The organism is Streptomyces sp. NPDC003077 (assembly GCF_040611095.1).
Classification (GTDB): Bacteria; Actinomycetota; Actinomycetes; order Streptomycetales; family Streptomycetaceae; genus Streptomyces.
The window spans coordinates 26,309-49,573 of the sequence record NZ_JBEXNM010000023.1 but is presented as its reverse complement, the minus strand read 5'-3'; the positions used below and the strand labels follow the sequence as shown (position 1 = coordinate 49,573).

General features: G+C 72.1%; 18 protein-coding genes. 10 read left to right on the top strand and 8 right to left on the bottom strand.

Going from position 1 to position 23,265, the window contains the following annotated elements:
- Positions 1-3: 3 nt before the first annotated feature.
- Together ABZX96_RS17710 and ABZX96_RS17705 are read right to left on the bottom strand one after the other, a co-directional pair.
- The gene (locus tag ABZX96_RS17710) at positions 4-2,028 is read right to left on the bottom strand and encodes a P-loop NTPase fold protein (RefSeq protein WP_355545146.1); all 2,025 of its coding nucleotides are present in this window, start codon (positions 2,026-2,028) and stop codon (positions 4-6) included.
- Between the two features lie 128 nt (positions 2,029-2,156).
- On the bottom strand, positions 2,157-3,683 hold the full coding sequence (locus tag ABZX96_RS17705) for a cellulase family glycosylhydrolase (RefSeq protein ID WP_355545143.1): 1,527 nt from the start codon (positions 3,681-3,683) through the stop codon (positions 2,157-2,159).
- A gap of 138 nt (positions 3,684-3,821) precedes the next feature.
- Here ABZX96_RS17705 and ABZX96_RS17700 point away from each other — a divergent pair, with 138 nt between their 5' ends.
- From ABZX96_RS17700 to ABZX96_RS17690, 3 genes are all read left to right on the top strand, one after another.
- Positions 3,822-4,391, top strand: coding sequence for a hypothetical protein (locus tag ABZX96_RS17700; protein WP_355545140.1), 570 nt, complete (start codon positions 3,822-3,824; stop codon positions 4,389-4,391).
- Between the two features lie 87 nt (positions 4,392-4,478).
- Complete coding sequence (locus tag ABZX96_RS17695) at positions 4,479-5,690, top strand: pyridoxal phosphate-dependent aminotransferase (protein ID WP_355545137.1); 1,212 nt, start codon at positions 4,479-4,481, stop codon at positions 5,688-5,690.
- A 180-nt stretch (positions 5,691-5,870) separates the two neighbouring features.
- A complete protein-coding gene (locus tag ABZX96_RS17690; protein WP_355545134.1) occupies positions 5,871-6,374 on the top strand; it encodes a hypothetical protein in 504 nt (167 codons plus the stop codon).
- 283 nt (positions 6,375-6,657) lie between these two features.
- Here the strand turns inward: ABZX96_RS17690 and ABZX96_RS17685 are convergent, their stop codons facing one another.
- Complete coding sequence (locus ABZX96_RS17685) at positions 6,658-8,511, bottom strand: phosphoenolpyruvate carboxykinase (GTP) (protein ID WP_355545131.1); 1,854 nt, start codon at positions 8,509-8,511, stop codon at positions 6,658-6,660.
- 241 nt (positions 8,512-8,752) lie between these two features.
- Between ABZX96_RS17685 and ABZX96_RS17680 the strand changes: the two genes are divergently transcribed.
- Positions 8,753-9,481, top strand: coding sequence for a hemolysin III family protein (locus ABZX96_RS17680; RefSeq protein WP_355545128.1), 729 nt, complete (start codon positions 8,753-8,755; stop codon positions 9,479-9,481).
- Between the two features lie 664 nt (positions 9,482-10,145).
- Positions 10,146-10,823 carry a TetR family transcriptional regulator gene (locus ABZX96_RS17675; protein ID WP_355545125.1) on the top strand — a complete coding sequence of 226 codons (678 nt, stop codon included), beginning with the start codon at positions 10,146-10,148 and terminating at the stop codon, positions 10,821-10,823.
- 78 nt (positions 10,824-10,901) lie between these two features.
- Here ABZX96_RS17675 and ABZX96_RS17670 read toward each other — a convergent pair whose 3' ends face one another.
- Positions 10,902-12,947, bottom strand: a complete 2,046-nt coding sequence (locus ABZX96_RS17670; RefSeq protein ID WP_355545122.1) for a thioredoxin domain-containing protein — start codon at positions 12,945-12,947, stop codon at positions 10,902-10,904.
- A gap of 268 nt (positions 12,948-13,215) precedes the next feature.
- Here ABZX96_RS17670 and ABZX96_RS17665 point away from each other — a divergent pair, with 268 nt between their 5' ends.
- The 3 genes from ABZX96_RS17665 to ABZX96_RS17655 all read left to right on the top strand — a co-directional run bounded on the left by ABZX96_RS17665 (position 13,216) and on the right by ABZX96_RS17655 (position 17,684).
- Positions 13,216-13,782, top strand: a complete 567-nt coding sequence (locus ABZX96_RS17665) for a Uma2 family endonuclease (RefSeq protein WP_355545119.1) — start codon at positions 13,216-13,218, stop codon at positions 13,780-13,782.
- Between the two features lie 90 nt (positions 13,783-13,872).
- Positions 13,873-14,010 carry a hypothetical protein gene (locus tag ABZX96_RS17660; RefSeq protein ID WP_355545116.1) on the top strand — a complete coding sequence of 46 codons (138 nt, stop codon included), beginning with the start codon at positions 13,873-13,875 and terminating at the stop codon, positions 14,008-14,010.
- Positions 14,011-14,411: 401 nt separating this feature from the next.
- Entirely contained in the window at positions 14,412-17,684 is a 3,273-nt protein-coding gene (locus ABZX96_RS17655) for a tetratricopeptide repeat protein (RefSeq protein ID WP_355545113.1), read from the top strand.
- 500 nt (positions 17,685-18,184) lie between these two features.
- Here ABZX96_RS17655 and ABZX96_RS17650 read toward each other — a convergent pair whose 3' ends face one another.
- Both ABZX96_RS17650 and mca read right to left on the bottom strand, forming a co-directional pair.
- Entirely contained in the window at positions 18,185-18,445 is a 261-nt protein-coding gene (locus tag ABZX96_RS17650; RefSeq protein ID WP_355545110.1) for a hypothetical protein, read from the bottom strand.
- Positions 18,446-18,449: 4 nt separating this feature from the next.
- Positions 18,450-19,322: a mycothiol conjugate amidase Mca gene (mca, locus tag ABZX96_RS17645; protein ID WP_355545107.1), complete on the bottom strand. Its 873-nt coding sequence runs from the start codon at positions 19,320-19,322 to the stop codon at positions 18,450-18,452.
- 95 nt (positions 19,323-19,417) lie between these two features.
- On the opposite strand from mca, the gene ABZX96_RS17640 reads away from it, so the two are divergent.
- Positions 19,418-19,828, top strand: a complete 411-nt coding sequence (locus tag ABZX96_RS17640) for a DUF4307 domain-containing protein (RefSeq protein ID WP_355545104.1) — start codon at positions 19,418-19,420, stop codon at positions 19,826-19,828.
- A 499-nt stretch (positions 19,829-20,327) separates the two neighbouring features.
- Positions 20,328-20,825, top strand: a complete 498-nt coding sequence (gene greA / locus ABZX96_RS17635) for a transcription elongation factor GreA (protein WP_355545101.1) — start codon at positions 20,328-20,330, stop codon at positions 20,823-20,825.
- Positions 20,826-21,136: 311 nt separating this feature from the next.
- Here the strand turns inward: greA and ABZX96_RS17630 are convergent, their stop codons facing one another.
- Together ABZX96_RS17630 and ABZX96_RS17625 are read right to left on the bottom strand one after the other, a co-directional pair.
- Positions 21,137-21,997: an ABC transporter permease gene (locus tag ABZX96_RS17630; protein WP_355545098.1), complete on the bottom strand. Its 861-nt coding sequence runs from the start codon at positions 21,995-21,997 to the stop codon at positions 21,137-21,139.
- Positions 21,994-23,085, bottom strand: a complete 1,092-nt coding sequence (locus ABZX96_RS17625) for an ATP-binding cassette domain-containing protein (RefSeq protein WP_355545095.1) — start codon at positions 23,083-23,085, stop codon at positions 21,994-21,996. Before ABZX96_RS17625 ends, ABZX96_RS17630 begins: the two co-directional genes overlap by 4 nt.
- Positions 23,086-23,265: the final 180 nt, after the last annotated feature.

Here is a 23,265-nt window from a genome sequence, read left to right as displayed (position 1 = left end):
CCGTCAGTCGGCGGGCCCCGTCCCCGGCAGGTCGCGCTTGGCCATGATCATGAATTCCACCAGTTCGATCAGCTCGCCCGGCCGGTCCGTGACGCCCAGGGCCCGCAGCTCGGCCGCCCGCCGCCGCCGCTCGGGCGTCACCCGGCGGGTAAAGAAGATCACCGGCCCGCCGTACAGTTCCTCGCGCAGTCGCTCAACCATCTCCAGGCCCGCGTACTTGCCCGTGGGCCCCCGGCCGATGTTCGAGATCAGCAGGTCGGGGCGGGACGCCCGGACGGCCGCCACCGTCGAGTCCCGGTCGGTCGACGTCCGTACCTGTGCCCCGCGGTCGGTCAGCATCTCGGCGAGATCCTGGTTCCGTTCCGGCTTGTCGTCCACCCACAGGATGTCCAACGGGGCGGCGTCGGCCTGGAGACCGGCGAGGAACGTGAGCAGGTTCTCCACCGACTCGGCGGTGGGACGCGGCCGGTTGCGCAGGTCGCTCAGCCAGCGGTCCAGGCCGGCGTCCCGGACCGGCCCCGGCCGCGCCGCCTCGGCCCGGCGGGCCGGTTCCGGCGCCGCCGCGTCCTGCGCGGGCCGGACCGTGGGCGGCGCCCAGGCGAACGGCCACCGCTCGGGGCCGTCGTCCGCCGCCTCCCCGGCCGGGAGCCGCCACTCGGCGGACGGCAGACCGGTCGGCGCGGCCGGGCTCTGCGGTCCCTCGCGCAGCCGCAGCAGCAGGCTCGCCGCGTCCGGCAGCCGCATCAGCTCCTCGATCAGCGAGCAGAACGCCGGGTTGATCACCAGCTCCGGGAAGTCGGTGGGGAGCTGGCGCTCCAGCGCCTCCAGCACCACGTCACCGGTCACGCCCAGCGTCTGCGGCGGGGCCAGGTCGTACTGGGCCAGGAACTCCCGCAGCCGCGTCCGATCGCCCTCGCCGTTCCCGTTCCCGTTCGCGTTCCCGTTCGACAGCAGCATCCGCCGCGCCTCCCGGTACGTGCGGAACTCGGCGACCACGTCACCGTCCACCACCCCCACCGCCCCGGTCATCATCCGGTAGAAGTCCGGATAGAAGTGCTGGAGCAGGAGGGTGCGGATGACCGCGCCGGGGCCGAAGTCACGCCACACCGGGTTGAGCGTGGCTTCCAGGACGAAGCCGTTGACCAGGCGCTTGATCCGGCGCGGGTTGCGTCCGGACTGCTGCGCCAGCAGGTCCACCAGCCCGTCGTCCAGCAGCGCCGCCACCCCGGCCGTGCGGGCGCACCAGCGGATGTACTCCTTGACGCCCTGCCCGTCCACGGCCGGGACCCGGTAGCTGGTCTGGAAGATCTTCTCCATGAACGCGGAACCGGCCGGGGAGAGGTCGCGCAGCAGCCCGTTCGGGCCCAGCGCCGAGCGGTCGCAGCCGATGACGAACGCCAGCCCCGGCACGTCCAGATAGATCTTGACGGCCTCGCAGACGGCGAGCACCGTCTCCTCCGAGCAGCGGTCGAGGTCGTCGATGAAGACGACGAGCAGCCGGCGCGGCCGGTGTTCGGCGGTCTCGGCCCATTCCTGGACGAGTTCCTGGATGGCGCCGCGCATCTCGTTGCGGGCCTGGGAGTTGACCGACAGGCTCTGCCACAACTCGTTGACCAGGCCCGCGACGCCCAGCGGCCCGGTGGCGAGGGTTGCGGTGGCGCGCAGCACCCGCAGCACCGCCCGCTGTTCGGACACCCGGTGCAGACCGCGCCGCAGCACCCGGCGGTCGAAGCGCATCAGAACGGACTTGATCAGGCCCTCCAGGGCGTCCGCGCCGGTGGAGGTCCAGGCGTTGTACCAGACCGTCTCGACCTCGGGCGCCCGTGTCAGCTCCGCGTCCACCAGGCGCATCAGGCTGCTCTTGCCCATGCCCCAGCCCGCGTCCACGGCCAGGGTGAAGGGGGTGGAGGCCCGGGAGGACAGCAGCAGTCCGGCGAGCTGCCTGGCGGCCCGGCCGGTGCCGAGCAGGTCGTCGTCCGGCGCGCTCACCGGCTCGTCGTTGAGCAGCGCGAACGGGCCGCGCGCCACGGGCTCCCCGCCGTACGCCTCGGGTTCCCCTGCCGCCCGGCGGGATCGCCTCCGCGGACGGCCCGCTCGTCTCCCCGCCTCCGGCACACCGGAACCGCTCATGCCGCACCCCCCCGTATTCACCGTGTTCAGGGCTTCGGCGTGACCGTCACCGCCTGATCGCCCGGCACGGAGCGTACCGTCAGCACGCGCGCCCCCGCGTCCCACTTCACCACCGCCGCGCCCGTCACCCGCCCGCCCCGCGGGAAGGTGCGTTTCGGCAGGTAGATCTCCGTATGGCCGTTGATGTCCGCCCTCCCCCGCCAACTGACGCGCAGCGTGCGGGCCGCGGCGTCCCAGGTGTACGCCTTCGGGTCGCCGGCGATCGCCCGGGGGTAGGGGCGGTCCAGTACGGGCAGCAGCGGGGTCGGCCGCCCCTTCGCGTCCCAAGGGGCCCACGAGCCGGGGTCGTTGGACCAGTACGCGGTCCCGGCCCCCATCTCCTCCGCCATCCGCTCGACCTTCGCGACGTACTCCAGGGCGCCGGGCAGGCTCACGTTCAGCCCATACTCGCCGAGCAGCACCGGGGCCCGCAGCCGCCGCGCGGTCCGCTCGACCTGCTGCCGCCAGGAGGACAGCGTGCGGTCCACCCAGCGCGCCGTGTCGCCGTCGTACCCGCCACCGAGGTCCATGGGGAGGGGGTACAGGTGCGGGGCGTAGCCGATGCGCGCCCGGTCGCCGTCGCCGCGCGGGTCCTCGAAGTACGGGAGGGCGCTGGGCAGGCCCCAGTTGGTGCTGACCGCCTCCGGCTCGACGAAGATCCAGTGGTCCCGGTCCACGGTGCGGACGGCCTTGATGACCTGCCGGTACAGGGCGGCCAGCGGCCCGGCCTCGAAGTGCGGGCCCTGGACGGAGCCGCCCCAGGGCTCGTTCATCAGGTCGTAGCCGAGCACCGCGTCCTCGTCCGCGAACCGGCGCGCGACGTGCCGCCACGCCTCGGCGTAGTGCCGCCGCAGGTCGCGGCTGGCGGACCGGTTGCCCCAGAAGTGGTCGAAGGCCCGCAGCGCGCCCGGCTCGACGTAGCCCAGCTCCCAGGGGTCCGTCCGCTCCGCGCGCAGCCCGTCGCTCTCGGTGGCCCAGCGCGGCGCGCCGTTGCCGCTGGTGCCGGGCCCGTACACGTCCTGGTGCATGTCCAGCAGCACCCGGTAGCCCCGCTTGGCGTACCACCGCACGCGCTCGGCGACCTGATCGAGGTACGCGTCGTCGTACGCGCCGGGGCGCGGCTCGACGGCCCGCCACTGGAGGAGGAAGCGCACGAGGTTGCTCCCCATGCCCTCGTACTCGCGCCGCACGTCCCGCTCGGTGATCCACGGCAGGCCGCGGGGGTCGTCCTTGGCGCTGCTCGCGGTGTTCAGGCCGCGCAGGACGAGGGCCCGGCCACCCTGGTCGGTGATCCAGCGGCGGCCGGTGGGCGCGTCGGGGGGCGCGTCCGCCTCGGAGGGGCCGACGGCCACGAGGAGGGCGGCGGCCAGCGCCAGGACGAGGGCGAGGACGGCGGCGTGCCAAGGCCGGGAGCGGGGGCGGCGTTTGGCGGCGCTTTCGGGCGCGTCACCGGGCGCGGCCCCTCCGGTCTCGTCATGGGCCTCGCCGTCCCCGTCCGTCCGCATCCCACCCATGTACGGAGCCTAGGTCCGCCCCGTTCATGACAACAGACCGCGAACCGGCCCGGCCCCGCGAGCAACCGGCCCCGCACACGCCTCCTTCCCCCGCACGCCCCCTGTCGCCCCTCCCCCACCCGCCCTACAGTGCGCGGCATGCCGCCGAAGACCCGGATCGTGGCCGCCGTGACGGGGAGTTGCCTGCTCCTCGTCGTGCTGCTGGGCATCGGGCCGGTGCTGACGGGCCTCACCGCGAGCGCCGGTCTCACCGTCGTCCCGAGTGCGCTCGGCGCGCCGCTGTACCTCCCCGGCCTGCGCGTCACGCCGCTGGGGGACACCCCGTGGGCCGTCACCCTGAGCGAGAGTTTCGCCGCGCTGCTGCTGGTCGCGACGGCCGCCCTCGTCATGCGGCGCCACCTGCGCGGGCGGCCGGTCGGGAGCCGCGGGCGGCGGCTCGCGGTGGGGTGGTGGGCGCTGGTCGCGGGGGCGGCGGTGGCCGGGGTGTTCCGGGGGCTGGTGATGGCGCGGCTTACGGAGTCGGGGGTGATGGGCTGGTTCGGGTACGCGGTGGCCGGGGTGCTGTGCGGGGCGCTGTGGGGTGTGGTGCTGGGGTGGCTGCCGGGGCTGGCGGCGCTCGCGAGCACCGGGGCCGAGGGGGGCAGCGGGGGCGGGGCAGCCGGGGCCGGCGGCATTCGGGCTGGTACGGAGCGTGCCGACGGGCGCTGATGAGCGCTCCCACAGGCGCTGACGATGGTCATGACGGTGGTCAAAAACACTCCGCGGGACGGATGGGTCGCCCGTAGGGTGGCTGGCATGCAGGTGATCCAGTCAAGCAAGCTCGCAAACGTCTGCTACGAGATCCGTGGCCCGGTGCTTGAGGAGGCGATGCGGCTGGAGGCGGCAGGTCACCGCATCCTCAAGCTGAACACCGGCAACCCCGCGGCCTTCGGGTTCGAGTGCCCGCCGGAGATCCTGGAGGACATCCTCCGCACGGTCGGCACGGCCCACGGGTACGGCGACGCGAAGGGCCTGCTCTCCGCCCGCCGCGCGGTGATGCAGCACTACCAGACCAAGGGCATCGACCTGTCCGTCGAGGACATCTACCTCGGCAACGGCGTCTCCGAGCTGATCCAGATGTCCATGCAGGCGCTGCTGGACGACGGTGACGAGGTCCTCGTACCGGCCCCCGACTACCCGCTGTGGACCGCGTCGGTCTCCCTGGCGGGCGGTACGGCGGTGCACTACCGCTGCGACGAGCAGGCCGACTGGATGCCCGACCTGGCCGACATCGAGCGCAAGATCACCGACCGCACCAAGGCCATCGTCGTCATCAACCCCAACAACCCCACGGGCGCGGTCTACGACGACGAACTCCTGCGCGGCATCGCGGACATCGCCCGCCGCCACCGCCTCATGGTCTGCGCCGACGAGATCTACGACAAGATCCTCTACGACGGCGCCACGCACACCCCGTTCGCCGCCCTCGCCCCCGATCTGCTGACGCTGACGTTCAACGGCCTGTCCAAGTCCTACCGGGTCGCGGGCTACCGCAGCGGCTGGATGGCGGTCTGCGGCCCGAAGACGCACGCCGCCTCGTACATCGAGGGGCTGACGATCCTGGCCAACATGCGGCTGTGCGCCAACATGCCGGCGCAGCACGCGGTGGCCACGGCGCTGGGCGGCCGGCAGTCGATCAACGACCTGGTACTTCCGGGCGGGCGGCTGCTGGAGCAGCGCGACACCGCGTACGACCTGCTGACGCAGATCCCGGGCGTCACCTGCGTCAAGCCCAAGGGCGCGCTGTACGCGTTCCCGCGACTGGACCCGAAGGTCTACAAGATCAAGGACGACCGGCAGATGGTGCTGGACCTGCTGCGCGCCGAGAAGATCATGATCGTGCACGGCACCGGCTTCAACTGGCCCGAACCCGATCACTTCCGCCTGGTCACGCTCCCCAACAAGGACGACCTCGCGGACGCCGTGACCCGCATCGGCTCCTTCCTGGACGGTTACGGGCAGTACTGACCCCACCCCACCGCCATACGGACGATCAGGGCGCTCCCGTCACGCTGCGGGAGCGCCCGACTCGTCTCTGTACGCGGCACAACTTTAGACACTGTCTAAGCTAGGATGGTCTCCCAGCCGTTGCGTGTACGTACCGCCGCCCGCGTACCTGTACCGCATACGTGTCGCCAGGAGGCCCCCATGTACGAACCGATCCGCACGAAGTCGGTCCACCGCATGGCCGCCGACCGGAAGGTCCCGCAGCGCTCCCGAGAAGAGGAGCTGGACAACCGGCTCGCCGGACATCTGACCGCACTGCTGACCGTCACCGACGAACTGCGCGCCCTCACCCGGCACGCCACCGCCTTCGACGGCGGCCCCGACCTGGGCAGTCCCGCCCTGGACGGCCCTGACCTGCACGCTCCTGACCTGCACGGCCCCGCCCTCGACGGCCCCGCTCTGGACCGCGCCGCCGACCGCATCGCCGAGCAGGTCGCCCGGCTGCGCGGGGGCCGCTACCCGCTGCGCGCCGCCCCCACCGGCGCCGGGGATCCGTCCCGCCTGCCCGCCCTCCACCACCGCGCGCGGACGCTCGCCGGCATCGCCCTCTCCGTCGCCACCTCGCGCGGCGACGCCGCGGCGATCGCCCTCGCCACGGAGCGGCTGAACGCCCATGGGACGGTGCCGGATCTGGCGAGCGCCTAGCACCGGCGTCCCGGGGGACGGCCGATAACGGGCCCCGTCCCCTGAACGGCGGCCCCCTCTGGCGCCCAGGTCACGGCCCCGTACCGCGAGCGCACCCGCTTATACATGCGCACCCGTTCGCGCGTGCGCACCCGCATGGCGGGCGCGCAGCGCACAGGCACACAGGCCGGAGCCCCGCACGCCGTTGTGCGGGGCTCCGGCCTGCCGTTCGTGCGGCGTCGCGGGCGTCAGCCCAGGCGGACATCAGCCCGGACGGGCATCAGCCCACACGCGGGTCCCGACGTCAGCCCAGGCGTTCGACCAGCGCCCGGTACTCGTCCCACAGCTCCTTGGGCGTGTGGTCGCCGAAGGTGTTCAGGTGCTCGGGGATCAGCGACGCCTCGTCCCGCCACACGTCCTCGTCCACGCTGAGCAGGAAGTCGAGGTCGGCCTCGGGGAGGTCCAGGCCGTCGGTGTCCAGCGCCTCCTTGGTCGGCAGGAGGCCGATGGGGGTCTGCACGCCCTCGGCGCGGCCGTCCAGGCGCTCCACGATCCACTTCAGGACGCGGCTGTTCTCGCCGAAGCCCGGCCACACGAAGCGGCCCGCGTCGTCCTTGCGGAACCAGTTGACGTAGTAGATCTTCGGCAGCTTGTCCGCCCGGCCCTCGGCCTCGGCGCGCTTGCCGACGTTGATCCAGTGGCCCATGTAGTCGCCCATGTTGTAGCCGCAGAACGGCAGCATGGCGAACGGGTCGCGGCGCAGCTCGCCGACCTTGCCCTCGGCGGCGGCGGTCTTCTCGCTGGCGACGTTGGCGCCGAGGAAGACGCCGTGCTGCCAGCTCAGCGACTCGGTCACCAGCGGGACGGCGCTGGCGCGCCGGCCGCCGAAGAGGATCGCCGAGATCGGCACGCCCTTGGGGTCCTCCCACTCGGGCGCGATGATCGGGCACTGGCCGGCGGGGACGGTGAAGCGGGCGTTGGGGTGGGCCGCCGGGGTCTGGGAGTCCGGGGTCCAGTCGTTGCCCTTCCAGTCCGTCAGGTGGGCCGGGGCCTCCTCCGTCATGCCCTCCCACCACACGTCGCCGTCGTCGGTGAGCGCGACGTTGGTGAAGACGGAGTTGCCCCACAGGGTCTTCATGGCGTTGGCGTTGGTGTGCTCGCCGGTGCCGGGGGCGACGCCGAAGAACCCGGCCTCGGGGTTGATGGCGTACAGGCGCCCGTCCTCGCCGAACCGCATCCAGGCGATGTCGTCGCCGATCGTCTCCACCGTCCAGCCGGAGATCGTGGGCTCCAGCATGGCGAGGTTGGTCTTGCCGCAGGCGCTGGGGAACGCGGCGGCCACGTACTTGGACTCGCCCTGCGGCGGGGTGAGCTTGAGGATCAGCATGTGCTCGGCGAGCCAGCCCTCGTCGCGCGCCATGACGGAGGCGATGCGCAGCGCATAGCACTTCTTGCCGAGCAGGGCGTTGCCGCCGTAGCCCGAGCCGTAGGACCAGATCTCGCGGGTCTCGGGGAAGTGCGAGATGTACTTGGTGGTGTTGCACGGCCAGGGCACGTCGGCCTGGCCCGGCTCCAGCGGCGCGCCGAGGGTGTGCACGGCCTTGACGAAGAACCCGTCCTCGCCCAGCTCGTCCAGGACGGCCTGGCCCATCCGGGTCATCGTGCGCATGGACACGGCGACGTAGGCCGAATCGGTGATCTCCACACCGAGCGCGGACAGCGGCGAGCCCAGCGGGCCCATGCAGAACGGGACGACGTACATGGTCCGGCCGCGCATCGCGCCCCGGAAGATGCCGCGGTCGCCGGTGGTGCCGTCGCCCTCGCCCGTGAAGATGTCCCGCATCTCGGCCGGGGCCTTCCAGTGGTTGGTCGGGCCCGCGTCCTCCTCCTTCTCGGAGCAGATGAAGGTGCGGTCCTCGACCCGCGCGACGTCCGACGGATCGGACGCGGCGTAGTACGAGTTGGGGCGCTTGATCGGGTCGAGCTTCTTGAAGGTGCCCTTTTCGACGAGCTCCTCGCACAGGCGCTCGTACTCCGCTTCCGAGCCGTCGCACCACACGACGCGGTCCGGCTGGGTGATGGCTGCGATCTCATCGACCCAGGAGATGAGCTCCTGGTGGTTGGTCGGAAGGGTGGGAGCCGCGTTGTCGCGCGCCACGATCGCTCCTAGTTGAGGGTTTTGGACGGACACACACCGGTAACTCACCGGGCGTCCGCTTCTGTGGATGTTCCGCCCCTTGGGGGCTGCGACCCGGATGCTTCGTGACCGCTCATCCGGTGCCGACCGCACTCATTTGATCATCCGACCGCGATCGACATCTGTCCAGAGGGCGCCCTCGTGACCGTCACCACTCCCGGACTAATCCGTAACTTACGGTGGCGTAGGTAGCATTGCGGCCATGACTTCCGCGCCTCACGCCGCCGAAAGCCACAGCTCCCCAGTGACCGTCGCGGCCGACGCGGTCTCCGCGGTGGCTGCCGCTGCGGCGGCGCCCCTCAAGCCGAGACTGCGGGGCTGGCTGCACGCCGGAATGTTCCCCGCCGCGCTCTTCGCCGGCGTCCTGCTCACCGCGCTCGCCGACAGCCCTCGGGGCCGCATCGCCTGCGCGATCTACACCCTGACCGCCTGCCTCCTGTTCGGCGTCAGCGCCCTTTACCACCGCGGCAATTGGAGCCCGCGCGTGGACGGCGTGCTGCGCCGCCTGGACCACTCCAACATCTTCCTGATCATCGCGGGCACCTACACGCCCTTCACGATGCTGCTCGTCTCCGGAACCCGCGGCCAGGTGCTGCTGTGGGCGATCTGGGCGGCGGCGCTGGCGGGCATCGCCTTCCGCGTCTTCTGGGTGGGCGCCCCCCGCTGGCTCTACACCCCCTGCTACATCGCGATGGGGTGGGCGGCCGTCTTCTTCCTCCCCGACTTCCTGCGCAAGGGCGGCATCACGGTGCTCGTCCTCGTCGTCATCGGCGGCCTGCTCTACAGCGCGGGGGGCGTCATATACGGCATCAAGCGGCCGAACCCGTCACCTCGGTGGTTCGGTTTCCACGAGGTCTTCCACACCTTCACGCTGGCCGCCTTCGCGGTCCACTACGTCGGCATTTCCCTGGTGGCCTATTCGCATTCCTGACGGCCGGGCGCCGCTCCTGCGCGGCGCCCCACCGCCCTTCGGTGGCCGCGGCCTCGACGCCGCGGCCACTTGCCACGTCAGGGCCGCGACGCCGGCCAGCACCAGCGCCACGACCGCCGCGGTGCCGCCCATCAGGAACCCTCCGACGCACAGCGCCGCAGCGAGCACAGCGAGGACATCGCTCGCAGTACGCATCTCCGCAACACTCCCTCCAAGCATCACTGTCGGTGACCTTGCCCTCGTCACAGCGTTACACACCCCACTGACAATCAGCGGGGTGTCAGCAGAAGAGACCTGAGGGGCCACCGGAAACAGGCCGGACGACGCGCACCGCACCGGCGCGAACGGAACAAGACCGGACGCCCACCGCACCGGAACGGACGAAAACAAGCCGGAAATGGGTCGGGAACGGGTCAGGAACGCGCCGCGAGACGGGCCGGGAAACCGGGCCGGGGATGGGGACGGGGCGCGAGACGGACCGGGAAACGGGACCGGGAACAGGGCGCGAAACGAGGCCCGGGGATGGGGCGCACGCCACCACTCGTCCGGCCTCCCCCCGGCCGCCAGGCACCCGACCCCCGTCCGGAACGCGCCCGACCGGCCCCGTCCGCCCCCGTCCGCCCCCGCACGGCGCCATGGTCCGCCCCGTCCCTCGTGCCAGAGAATGGCGCCCATGGCCTCAGCACAGACGACCGCCCCCGGAGGGCGCCGCGGGCCGGGCGGGCCCCCGGCACGGCACCCCGCCACCCGGGCCGCCCCGAAGACCGGGCTCCGGGAGCGGAAGAAGATCCAGACCCGCCAGGCGATCCGCCGGGCCGCCTACCGGCTCTTCGCGGAACAGGGTTACGACGCCACCCCCGTCGACCGGATCGCCGAGGCCGCCGACGTCTCCCCCAGCACGGTCTTCCGCTACTTCCCCACCAAGGAAGACATCGTGCTCACCGACGAGTACGCCCCCACCCTGGAGGCGGAGCTCCGGGCCCGCCCCGCCGGCGAACCGGCGATCACCTCACTCCGGCACGTCGCCCTCAACGCGCTCCGCCGCATCGCCACCGAGGACCACGGCGAACTCCTCCTGCGCGTCCGCCTCGTACGGGACGTCCCCGCCATCCGGGGACGCACGGCGGAACACACCGCCCGCGACACCCGGATGATCAGCGCCGTACTCGCCGAACGCACCGGCCGCACCGCCGACGATCTGGAGATCCGGGTCGTCGCGGCGGCCACGATGGCCGCCCTCCAAGAGGCACTGATGCGCTGGGCCGAGCACGGCCGCAGCCGCGACCTGGAAGTCCTCGTCAACCAGGCGATGGACGTCCTCGCCGGCGGCCTGACGCTCTGAGGGCGGGGCCCGGGACGGCCTTGACGGACGCGCACCGGGGAGGCAGCCCCTACGAAACAGGGACCGGCGCGGCGCCCCTCACGGCGTCAGCCGGTCCGTCAGCTCGCCCGGGTCGGTGACCGGCCGGTCGCAGGTGAAGTGGCGGCACACGTACGCGGCCGGGCGGCCGTCCACCAGTGGGCGGTCCTTCAGGAGCGGCACCTCGGGGCCCTCGGGCGCGTCGGGCCGCCCCAGGGCGACGACGGCGCCCGGTGCGACCCCCAGGAGGGCCGCGCGGTGCAGGGCGCGGGTGGCGGGGTCGTCGTCCGGGCCGACCACCGCGACCTCGCGCGGCCCGTCCAGCAGTGCCTCGGCGACCGCCAGCCCCCAGCCGATGAACCGCGGCACCCGGCCGCCCAGCGCGGTGACCACGGTCAGCGCCCGCTCGGCCGCGTCCCGGTGGAGGCCGCTGCCGGTCATCGCCGCGTACGACAGGAGGGCGCCGGCCGCGGCGGTCCACCCGGAGGGCGCGGCGTTGTCGGTCGGGTCCTGGGGGCGGCGGATGAGGGTCTCGGCGTCGTCGGCGGTGTCGTAGAGCGTGCCATCCTCGGCGGTGAAGTGGACGAGGACGGTGTCCAGCAGGAGGCCCGCGAACTCCACCCACACCCCCTCGCCGGTGACCGACGCCAGCGTCAGGAACCCCTCGGCGACATCCGCGTAGTCCTCCAGGACGCCCGCGTTGCCGCCCGCCTTGCCGTCGCGCGAGGTGCGGTGCAGCCGGGCCCGCCCGTCCATATGGACGCGCACCAGCAGGTCGGCGGCGTCCGTGGCGGCCTGGACGAGATCGGGTCGGTCGAAGTAGCCGCCCACCTCCGCGAGCGCCGCGATGGCCAGGCCGTTCCAGGCGGCGACCACCTTGTCGTCCCGTCCGGGGCGCGGGCGCCGGTCACGGGCGGCGAGCAGCCGGTGCTTGACGGAGGCGACCCGCTCGGCGTCCACGAGGGTGTCGGTGTCCGGCAGTTGGAGAACGGAGGCACCCTCCTCGAAGGTGCCCTCCGGGGTGACACCGAAGTACTCGGCCGCCAGCTCCGCGTCCCGCTCTCCCAGCACCTCGCGCAGCTGCTCCGGGGTCCACACGTAGTAGGCGCCCTCGGCGTGCCGGCCGCTGCCGTCGTCGCTGTCCGCGTCCAGCGCGGAGGCGAAACCGCCTTCGGGGGTGCGCAGTTCCCGCACCAGGAAGTCGGCGGTCTCCAGGGCGATCCGCCGGGCGAGGTCGGACCCGGTGCTCCGCCACAGGTGCGCGTAGGCCCGGCACAGCAGGGCGTTGTCCCAGAGCATCTTCTCGAAGTGCGGCACCGTCCACGTGGCGTCCACCGCGTAGCGCGCGAACCCGCCGCCCAACTGGTCGTAGATGCCCCCGCGGGCCATCGCCTCGCAGGTCGCCTGCACCATCTGGAGGGCACCTTCGGAACCGGTGCGCGCATGATGGCGCAGCAGGAACTCCAGCACCATGGAGGGCGGGAACTTCGGCGCGCCACCGAATCCCCCGCGCACCGCGTCGAACTCGCGGGTCAGCGTCATCAGCGCGGACGCCAGCTCCGCAGGCCCCGGCGGCTGCCGCTCCCGGTCCCCGAGCGACGCCGACAGCGACCGCCCCGCCAGATCGGCGGCGATCCGCCCGGCCACCTCCCCGACCTCCTCCCGCCGATCCGCCCAGGCAGACCGCACGCCCTCCAGGATCTGCCGGAACGACGGCATCCCCTGCCGGGGCGTGGGCGGAAAGTACGTCCCGAAATAGAACGGCTCGGCCTCGGGCGTGAGGAAGACCGTCATGGGCCACCCTCCGTGCCCCGTGGCGGCCTGCACGGCCTCCATGTAGACGGCGTCCACGTCAGGACGCTCCTCCCGGTCCACCTTCACCGAGACGAAGTGCTCGTTCAGAAACGCCGCGATGGCCTCGTCCTCGAAGCTCTCGTGCGCCATGACGTGACACCAGTGACATGAGCTGTACCCGACACTGAGCAGCACCGGAACGTTCCGCCGCCGCGCCTCCTCGAACGCCTCGGGTGTCCAGGGCCACCAGTCGACCGGATTGTCCGCGTGCTGAAGGAGATAAGGGGAGGTCACACCAGCCAACCGGTTCATACACCTCAGCCTCTCACAACGCCCGTCCCCGTCGGCGAAGCCCGTGCGGGCGCCGCCTCGCTCGGCCGAACCGGGGCTTCGGCGGGCCCGGCAAAGGTCCCGCCGGTCCTCGGCTCGTCGGCTCGTCGGCGCGTCGCCTCGGAGAAGGGGCGGGCGGGGGAGGCCATCGCGCTCTTCCGGACATCGGGTGCCTCGCCACCGCAGGACAGTAGGTTGAGCCCGGCCCGGCAGCGCCGAAACCGCCGGGGCTCCTCGAAGGAGGCACACCATGGCCACCGAGATGGTGGTGCCCGCGTGGATGCACACCCAGATCAGCGCGGAGCAGTACGACTCCTGGTCCCAGGAGCAGTGCCCCGGCATCGAGGTCGTGGACGGGATGGTCGTCGTGAGACCGAGCGCCTCCAAGCGGCACAACCGGCTGGCCCGGATCCTGGCCAACACCCTGGACGCCGCCGCGGGCCCGGACTGGAACGCCGACACGGACTTCGACGTCCGCCTGCAAGACGTTCCGCTCACCAACCGCCGTTCGGACGTCATCGTCTACCGGGCGGAGACCATCGACGTCACGCCCACCCGCCCCGAGCACGTACTCCTGGTCGTCGAGGTCGTGTCCCCCGGTTCGGAGACGACGGACCGGATCGTGAAGGTGGACCAGTACGCCAAGGCCGGCATCCCCTTCTACTGGCGCGTCGAGCAGGCCGCCACCGGGCTCCCGATCGTCTACACGTACGTACTCGACCCCGCCACCAAGGCTTACAGGGACGGCGAGATGTTCACCGGCGTCATCAAGGCTGCCGCACCCTTCTCCGTCACCGTTGACCTGGGGATCACCTGACAGCGCTGGAAGGTTGTCTCTTCGCGATCGATCGTGATCGAGCTTGATCGATCACAGAGGAAAGCGGAAATTCCGTAATCAACACTGGCCGTGGACAGGCTCGCCGAAATCGTCGCGGCCCACGAAGCCGAACGCGGGGCCCTGACCGAGCACGAAATCGAAGCCGCGCGCCAGGAGCTCTTCGGAAACGTGCGGCGCTCCGGCGACACCGGAGAGGGCACCGCCTGAAAGACCGGCCCTCCGGTCCCTGGTCCTCGTTTCCCGGCCGAGCACATGCCGTGTCCGCGCGGAACCACCTGCCACCCCACCTCTGTCGTCCGCCGCCGGGCGTCCCCCGCCGAGCCCCGCCCCGCACTCCCGGCATCCGCGCAGGCCGGTCCACGCGGCTGCACCCGGGCGACACTCCCGCGCCGGACGCGCACCCCCGTGACCCCGCTGCCGCAACCCTCGGGCGACAGGCAAAGGTGCCGTCGGAGGAGTTATCCACAGCCCTGCCGCTCGGCGCGTGGACGCGGAACACTGTGCGTAGCGAAGGCGATCACCGCCCGAGCGGCCGGGGTCCGCGGGGGCGGGCCGCGGCCGGGAGTCGGCTGCTGCCGGAAGTCGGAGACTGCTGCAGGGGGAAGCGTATGCCGGACTCATCGACGGTTTTGCGGGACGGTCACCGCGCGGATGCCGAAAGGGTGCTGGCGCGGGCCGTGCAGGAGGAGGTGCGGCGTTCGGGAGGGCGGATCGACGCGAGCGCGCTGCTCACTCGGGGGCGGGAGGCGCTGGAGGAGCTGGCCGGGGCCGCGGCGGAGGAGTACGGCGCTTACGTCCGGGCGCTGGACGAGGCGGCGGCCGGGCAGCGGCGGCTGGTCGAGCGGCTGTCGCGCAAGGAACTGGGGACTCCCGTGGTGGCCACGGCCTTCGCCGCGGTGGCGGCCTTCGGGGCGGACCTCGTGTACGGCACGGGCACCGGGCCCGCGCTGGGGGTGGGCGTGGTCGTGGTGGTCGCCGGGGCGGTGGCCACGGTCGTGAAGCTCACGGCGGGCCACTGGCCGGCGGCGCACCGGCAGGCGGGGCTGCGCGGTCAGCCGGGCGGGCCCGAGCAGTTGCGGTTGCAGTGGCTGTCGGCCTTGGAGGTGCGTGGCATCCGGCCGTTCCTGGACCGGCAGCGGATGCTGTCGGGGGCGGCCCGGAGCCGGGCGGGGCAGGCCCCCGAGCGGCACGGTGAGCGGGGCTCGTCCACCGTGGAGCGCGTGGTGCTGCCGCAGGACGGCGCCGCCCGGCGGCGGTCCGTGCTGGAGCGGTCGTTCACCCATCTGCCGCGCCCAGCCGAGCCGTTCACCGGACGGCGCGCCCAACTGACGCGGATCGCCCAGTGGGTGCACGCCGCCCGCGCCAGTACGGAGACCAAACCGACCGTCGTGGTGCTGCACGGCGCGCCCGGTTCCGGACGCACGGCGCTGGCGGTGCGGGCGGCGCACGAGCTGCGCGACCAGTTCCGCGGCGCGTGCGCGGTGGACCTGCGCGGCGACACGCCGGGGGAGACACCGCTGCCCACCAGAGACGCCCTCCTCCATCTGCTCAACCGCCTGGGCGCCCCGCGCGAGCAGCTCCTGTTCCGGGAGCGCTCGACCCAGGACCAGCACGTCAAACGGCTCATCCAGCTCTACCACCAGCACGTGACCGGACTGCCGGTGACGGTCCTGCTGGACGATGCCAAGGACCCTGAGCAGGTGCGCACCCTGGTCCCGGAGCGCTCCGACAGCCTGGTGCTGGTCACGGCCCGGGAGCCGATGGAGCTGCCAGAGGACCTCCGGGCGTGGGTGCGGCACCTGCCGGTGGAGCCGCTGGACACCGGCGGCACGGAGGAGCTGCTGCGCGCGGTGGCGGACGAGGCGGACATCGGGGCGGATCCGTACGACGCCCCGGCGATCAGCCGCGTCACCGACCTGTGCGCCGGGCTGCCGCTGGCGGTGCGGATGGCGGGCACCTCCCTCGGCACCCGTACGCCCGCCATGCTGGCCGGCGATCTCGCGCTCCAGGAGACGGCGGAGCCGGTCGAGCGGGCCCTGCGCATGCGGTACGCGGACCAGACGCAGACGGCGCGGCGGCTGCTGCGCCGTCTCGCCCTGGTGGGCCGGGCCTCGCTGGGCAAGGCCGCCGCGGCGGCGCTGCTGGACGTCGGGGAGCAGGAGGCGCAGCAGCAGCTGACGACGCTGGCGGACGCCGGGCTGCTGGACCGGGTCCGCAGCGACCGGTACCGCCTGCACTCCCTGGTGCACGGCTTCGCGCAGCAGCGGCTGGCGGACGAGGAGGATCCGGGCGAGCGGGCCCTCGCCCAGGAGCGCCTGATCCACAGCTACGCCGAGCTGGCCGACTCCGTCATACGGCTCGTGGACGGCCGGACGTCCACCCGCGCCGACCGGTTCGGTTCGCACGGCTTCACGTCGCTGGACGCGGCGCTCCAGTGGCTGGACGACGAGACCGGGTTCATCACCGCCGCGCTGCGCAACGTCGACCAGGAGGTGGACCAGGAAGTGGTCTCCCACCTGCTGGGCGCGCTCGCCGACTACTGCCTGCTGCGCGGGGACCTGTACCGCCTCGGGGAGCTGAGCGAGCTGACCAAGGCCGCCAACCAGGGGCTGCTGGTGCGGTCCATGCGGTGGCGCACCGGCGTCGCGGCCCGCCAGCTCGGCGAGCTGGACACCGCCCGCACCACCCTGTCCTCCGTCGTCGACCTGTACTTCCAGGCCGAACACCCCGCGGGCGCCGCCCGCGCCCTGCGCGACCTGGGGATCACCCTCCAGCAGCAGGGGAATCTGACGGAGGCCGCCGTGAAGCTGCGGGAGGCACTGGCCCTCCAGACGGACGAGGAGACGCGCGGCGACCGCGCCTGGACGCTGCACGCCCTGGCGGCGGTGGAACGGGACCGGGCCCGCGTCGAAGAGGCGCTGGAGCTGCTGCGCGAGGCGCTGGAGCTGCACCGGGAGAGCGAGAGTCTGCACGGCGAGGGCTGGGCGCACTTCCAGCTCGGCCAGGTGTTCCTGCGGATGGGGGTGGTGCCCCAGGCGGAGGAGGAGTTCCGCGCGGCCACGCACCTGTACCGGCGTACGCACGACGATCGTGGCGAGGCGTGGGCGATGACGCAGCTGGGCCGGGCCCGGCTGGTGGACGGCGACCCCGGCCCGGCCGCGGAGCAGTTGCGCCGCGCGCTGCCGCTGCACCGCCGCCACGAGGACGCCCGCGGCGAGGCGTGGACGCTGTACTACCTCGGCCAGGCGCTGGAGGAGCTCGGCGACCGGGACGCGGCGGTACGGCATCTGGAGCGGTGCCGCACGATGTTCAGCCGGATGCAGGACGGCTACGGGCTGGCCTGTGCCCGGCACCACTCGGGGCGGGTCACCCGCGACCTGCGGGCGGTCCAGACGGGTTCGCTGCGCAACAGCGGGTTCGCCCGGCAGCTCCTCCAGGACGCGCGCAAGGACTTCCAGCGCACCGGCGTCCCGCACGGCGAGGCGTGGTCCTGCCTGGAGTTGGTGATCATCGACGCGGGGAACGGCCGGGCCGCGCAGGCGCTGGAGCTGGCCGGGGAGGCGGCCCGAATATTCGCCGGCTACGGCGATCGCCGGGGCGAGGACTGGGCCCGCTTCCTGCGCTGCACGCTGCTGCCGTTCGCCTCGCCGGGCGGTTCGGTGGTCGGTACGGCCGTCGCGCAGGAGGAGCTGGCGCAGCTGCTGCGGGACGGGCACGACACCCGCGACACCCAGTTGGAGGACTGCGCGGAGGCGCTCTCCCTGATGCTGGAGCGCGACATCGACCCCGAGCCCGACTGGCAGGCCTGGCGCCTGGGGATGGTGCCGAACCGGCACGCGCGGGAGGTCATGGGGGTGTCGATCGCGTCCTGGCCGCGCTGAGGACGGGCCTGGGTGGGCGGCCCCGGACGGGCGGGCCGGGCGCGACCGGGCTCGTGTGCCTCCGGGGGGAGCCGGCCGTCGCGCACCCTGCGAGGGAAACCCGGCACCCGTGCCCAGCTACACAGCACCCGTACCCGGCTACACAGCACCCGTGTCCGGGCACGCGGCAGCCCGGATCGGCCTTCCGCCCGAAGGTCCGCAGACAGCCCTGATCGAGCGCGACGGCTCACCGGGACCCGGCCCAGCCCAAACCGATCACCGGCAACCCGCCCGGCCCAGCCCGAACCCAACGCGCCCAGAACCGAAGATCATCCGAGCCCGGAGGAGGGATGCCGGACGGAGGAAAGAGGCCCGGCCCGCCTCATGACGAGGCCCGGCCCGCCTCACGACGAGGACCGGCCCACCTCATGACAAGGCCCGGCCATCCCGTGAAGAGGGACACCGGATCCGGCGGAGGGCAATGGCTCGGTTCCGCTCCGCCGGGAGGCCGGGGCGGCGACTCAGCCCGTGGGCTGTGCGCCCTTGGCGCCCTTGGCAGTGGCGGCCGGCTTCGTCCCCTCGGGGGAGTCCGGCGCCGGGGTCTCTTCGAAGTCGACCTTCTTCATCTGCTTGTTCATGGACTTCATCAGCAGCCAAACGGCACCGCCGATGACCGCGAAGACGATGAAGCCGAGGACGCCGGGGGTCACCTTGTCCTTGTCGAAGCTGTCGGCAAGGGTGACGAAGTGCGTCAGGGCGAGGGTGCTGGTCGCGCTCATCATGGGGTCAATTGTTGCGGATACCCGCGAAGAGGTCGTCCTCGGGGAGGGACGTGTCCACGAGCGACTTCGCGAGCTCGTACTCCTCCGTCGGCCAGACCTCCTTCTGGATGTCCATCGGCACCCGGAACCAGCCGCCGTCCGGGTCGATCTGCGTGGCGTGCGCGATCAGCGCCTTGTCACGGATCTCGAAGAAGTCCGCGCAGGGAACGTAGGTGGTCAGCGTGCGCTCGCGGCGCTCGAACTCCGACCAGCGCTCCAGCCACTCCCCGTAAGGCGACTCCATGCCGCGCTCCAGCAGCGCCTCGTGCAGCGCGACCGTGCGCTGCCGGTTGAAGCCCTGGTTGTAGTAGAGCTTCTGCGGCTGCCAGGGCTCACCGGCGTCCGGGTACTTCGCCGGGTCACCGGCCGCCTCGAAGGCCACCATCGTGATCTTGTGGGTCATGATGTGGTCGGGGTGCGGGTAGCCGCCGTTCTCGTCGTAGGTCGTGATGACCTGCGGCTTGAACTCGCGGATCAGCTTCACCAGCCGCCCGGCCGCCTCCTCGACGTCCTCCAGGGCGAAGCAGCCCTCGGGCAGCGGGGGCAGCGGGTCCCCCTCGGGGAGCCCGGAGTCCACGAACCCCAGCCACTCCTGCTTGATGCCCAGGATCTCCCGGGCCTCGTCCATCTCTTTCTTCCGCACCTCGTGGATGTGTTCCTCGATGTACGCGTCCCCCTGAAGCTTGGGGTTGAGGATGGAGCCGCGCTCCCCGCCCGTGCAGGTGACGACCAGCACGTCCACCCCCTCGGACACGTACTTGGCCATGGTGGCCGCACCCTTGCTCGACTCGTCGTCTGGGTGGGCGTGGACCGCCATCAATCGCAACTGCTCAGTCAAGACTCGATCCTCAATGAAACGCCGGAGATGGTGCCTCCTATAGTGACCGAAGCGTGGGCCGATTAATTCCTGGTCCCCCACCTGAAGGAGCGATCATGACAGCGCTGCGTGAAGGCGTCCCGGACGGGCGCTACGGCCGTTCCGCGGACCAGCGCGCGGACCGCAAGCTCAAGATCGTCGGTTCGGTGCTCGGTGTGGCGCTGCTCGGTGTGGTGGCCTGGTCCGGCGCCTCCTACATCACCGGCCAGGACCTGAGCGGCCGGGTCATCTCCTACGAGGTGGTCTCCGACCACGAGGTGAAGGTGCACCTGGAGGTCGTCAAGGGCACGGACGACACCGGCGTGTGCACGCTCCGTTCCCAGTCCGAGGACGCCACCGACGTGGGCCGCAAGGACGTCACCATCGACGAGCGCTCCAGCCAGGTCGACACCGAGGTCACCATCCGCACCACGGCGCGGGCGACCAACGCCGTGCTGGTCGGCTGCGGCGCGGCCCGCGAGAACTGACGCCTTCCGCCTGACGCACCGGTCCAGGCTGCCTTCCGCCTGACGCACCGGTCCCAGGCCGCCTTCCTCCCGGCGCACGGGGCCCCGCCCGCCGCCCCGGAACGGCCGGTTGCCGGGCCGGCCGCCGATCCGGACGGTGAACCCGCCGTCACGCGACGCGCACGCCCGCCGTCACTCCGCGGTCGCCACCCACATGGCCCGCACCACCGCTCGTACGGACCAGGAAGCCGCTGATCATTCAGGCGCTGCCCGGGCAGTCGCGCAGGCATACGCGCGGACGGTTTCCGGCCCCGCGGGGTGCCCGGCGCGCGCCGCACGCCACGGCCGGGAGGCGCACGCCACGCGCCACGGGACGCATCGGACATGACGCGTTCCATGCACCCAATCCCTTCCCCGACGTGCGCCGGAATTGTTAGGCTCGTGGTTTCGCCCCACCCGTGAAGGCGTCGCCTTCCTGGTAGGGCGTTTGATTTATCCCCAGTACCGACGAGGAGCACCTGTGACCCAGACCAGCGACAACGTCACCTGGCTGACCCAGGAGGCGTACGACCAGCTCAAGGCCGAGCTGGAGTACCTGTCTGGTCCCGCACGCGCCGAGATCACCGAGAAGATCCAGGCGGCCCGCGAGGAAGGTGACCTGAAGGAGAACGCCGGGTACCACGCGGCCAAGGAGGAGCAGGGCAAGCAGGAACTTCGCGTTCGCCAGCTCACGCAGCTGCTGCAGAGCGCGAAGGTCGGCGAGGCCCCCGCCGCCACCGGTGTCGTGGCCCCCGGCATGGTCGTCACCATCGCGTTCGACGGAGACCCGGACGACACCCTGACCTTCCTGCTGGCCTCTCGGGAGTACGCGAGCTCGGAGATCGAGACGTACTCGCCGCAGTCGCCGCTGGGCGCGGGTGTGAACGGCAAGAAGATCGGCGAGGACGCGGAGTACGAGCTGCCCAACGGCAAGAAGGCGTCCGTGAAGATCCTGGACGCCAAGCCGTACACGGCCTGATCCCCTCGGGAGCCGCGCCCCGGCCGGTGGCTCCCTGATGTCCCTGTTACGAGCGCGGCCCGAAGCCCTTCACGGGGCTCCGGGCCGCGCTCGTGCGTTTTACGGGGTGGGGCGGGCGCGACACGACCCCGGTGCGCGCCGTGCCGGGCGACTCGGGGCGAGCACTTCCCGAAGGACGGCGGGGGAACCCGCGCCCACCGTCCCCGGCCCGCACCCGCGTCCGCCCCGCCCGCGCCGCACCCGCCCCGCCGTGGCCGCAGGGCCCGCGCCCGTCCCGCCAGCCCGCGCCCGTCACCGCACGCGGGCCACGCTCACGCGGTCGCCGAGCGGTACTTGCGCACCGCGAGCGTCCGGAAGGCCACGATGATCAGGACCGACCAGATCAGCGACGCCCATATCGGGTGCTGCATGGGCCAGGCGTCGGCCACCGGATAGCCCTCCGGGAGGTTGCCGAAGAGCTCGCGGGCGGCCTGGACGGTGGCGCTGAACGGGTTCCACTCCGCGATGTGCCGCAGGAACGTCGGCATGTTCTCGGAGGACACGAAGGCGTTCGAGATGAACGTCAGCGGGAAGAGCCAGATCAGGCCGCCCGAGGTGGCCGCCTCGGGGGTCCGTACGGACAGGCCGATGAGCGCGCCGATCCACGAGAAGGCGTAGCCGAGCAGGAGCAGCAGGGCGAAGCCGAGGACGACCTTGCCGAGGTTCTCGTGGGTCCGCCAGCCGACCAGGACGGCCACCACCGCCAGGACCACCATCGTCAGCGCGGTCTGCACCAGGTCGGCCAGCGTGCGGCCGGTGAGGACCGCGCCGCGCGCCATCGGCAGCGAGCGGAAGCGGTCGATCAGGCCTTTGTGCATGTCGTCGGCGATCCCCGCGCCCGCGCCCGCCGTGGCGAAGGTGACGGTCTGGGCGAAGATGCCCGCCATCAGGAACTCGCGGTAGAGCGCGGGGTCGGTGCTGCCGCCGACGTTTATGGAGCCACCGAAGACGTAACTGAACAGCACCACGAACATGATCGGCTGAATGAGCCCGAAAATGATCATTTCGGGGATGCGCAGCATCCGGACCAGGTTCCGTTTGGCCACGACCAGGGAGTCGCGGACGGACCGGCTGATGGCGCCGCGCGCCTGCGGGATCCCGCCGCGCGGGACCGTTTCCACTGCCGAACTCATGCCACGTCCCCCTCGGCCGCCGCGCGCCCGGCGCGCCCGGTCTTCTCCGTCCGTGGGGCCCGGCGGCCCCGCTTGCCCTTTCCGCCCCGCGGGGAGGCCGGTCCGGTGCCGCCGCCCTCGGGGTCGCCGCCGCCGTCGCCGGTGTCCGCCTCGGCCATGTGCCCGGTGAGCGAGAGGAAGACGTCGTCGAGAGTGGGGCGGCGCAGGCCGATGTCATCGATCTCCACGCCGCGCACGTCGAGTTCGCGGATGACCTCGGCCAGCAGCTTGGCGCCGCCGGTCACCGGCATCGTGATCTTCCGCGTGTGCCGCTCGACCGCCGCCTCGCCCTTGCCGAAGCCGCGCAGGACCTCGCCGGCGGTCTCGATGTGCTCGGGCGCGTGCACCACGACCTCGACCCGCTCCCCGCCGGTGCGGGCCTTGAGCTGGTCGGAGGTGCCGCGGGCGATGACCTTGCCGTGGTCCACCACGCAGATGTCGTGCGCGAGGTGGTCGGCCTCTTCCAGGTACTGCGTCGTCAGCAGCAAGGTCGTTCCGCCGGCGACGAGTTCCTGGATGACCTCCCACAACTCCTGCCGGTTGCGCGGGTCGAGGCCGGTGGTCGGCTCGTCCATGAACATCACGGGCGGGCTGACGACCAGCGCGGCGGCCAGGTCGAGGCGGCGGCGCATGCCGCCGGAGTAGGTCTTGGCGGGACGGTCGCCGGCGTCGGCGAGGTGGAAGCGCTCCAGCAGTTCACCGGCGCGCGCCTTCGCGTCCCGCGCGCTCATCTGGTAGAGCTGGCCGACCATCGCGAGGTTCTCACGGCCCGTCAGGTACTCGTCCACCGCGGCGAACTGGCCGGAGAGGCCGATGGAACGGCGGACCGTGTCCGGATGTTTGAGGACGTCGACGCCCGCCACCACCGCCTTGCCCGAGTCGGGCCGCAGCAGTGTGGTCAGGACCCGTACGGCCGTGGTCTTGCCGGCGCCGTTGGGGCCGAGCAGACCGAGGACGGTGCCTTCCGGGACGTCGAGATCGACGCCGTCCAGTGCCCTTACGTCGCCGAAGGTCTTGACCAGACCCTCGGCGTAAATGGCGCCTGGCATGTGGGTACTCCCGAAGTGTGGGTTAGTTCCAGGAAAATCCTACTTTTGCCGGTACGTCCCGCCTCATAGACATCTGCCCCGTAGGCACACAGGAACACATGCCCGGCACGGCACGCCGACGACAGACCCGGATGCTACTCCAAAAACGCGATACATCGCGAGTCGTTGCGCATGTCGTTC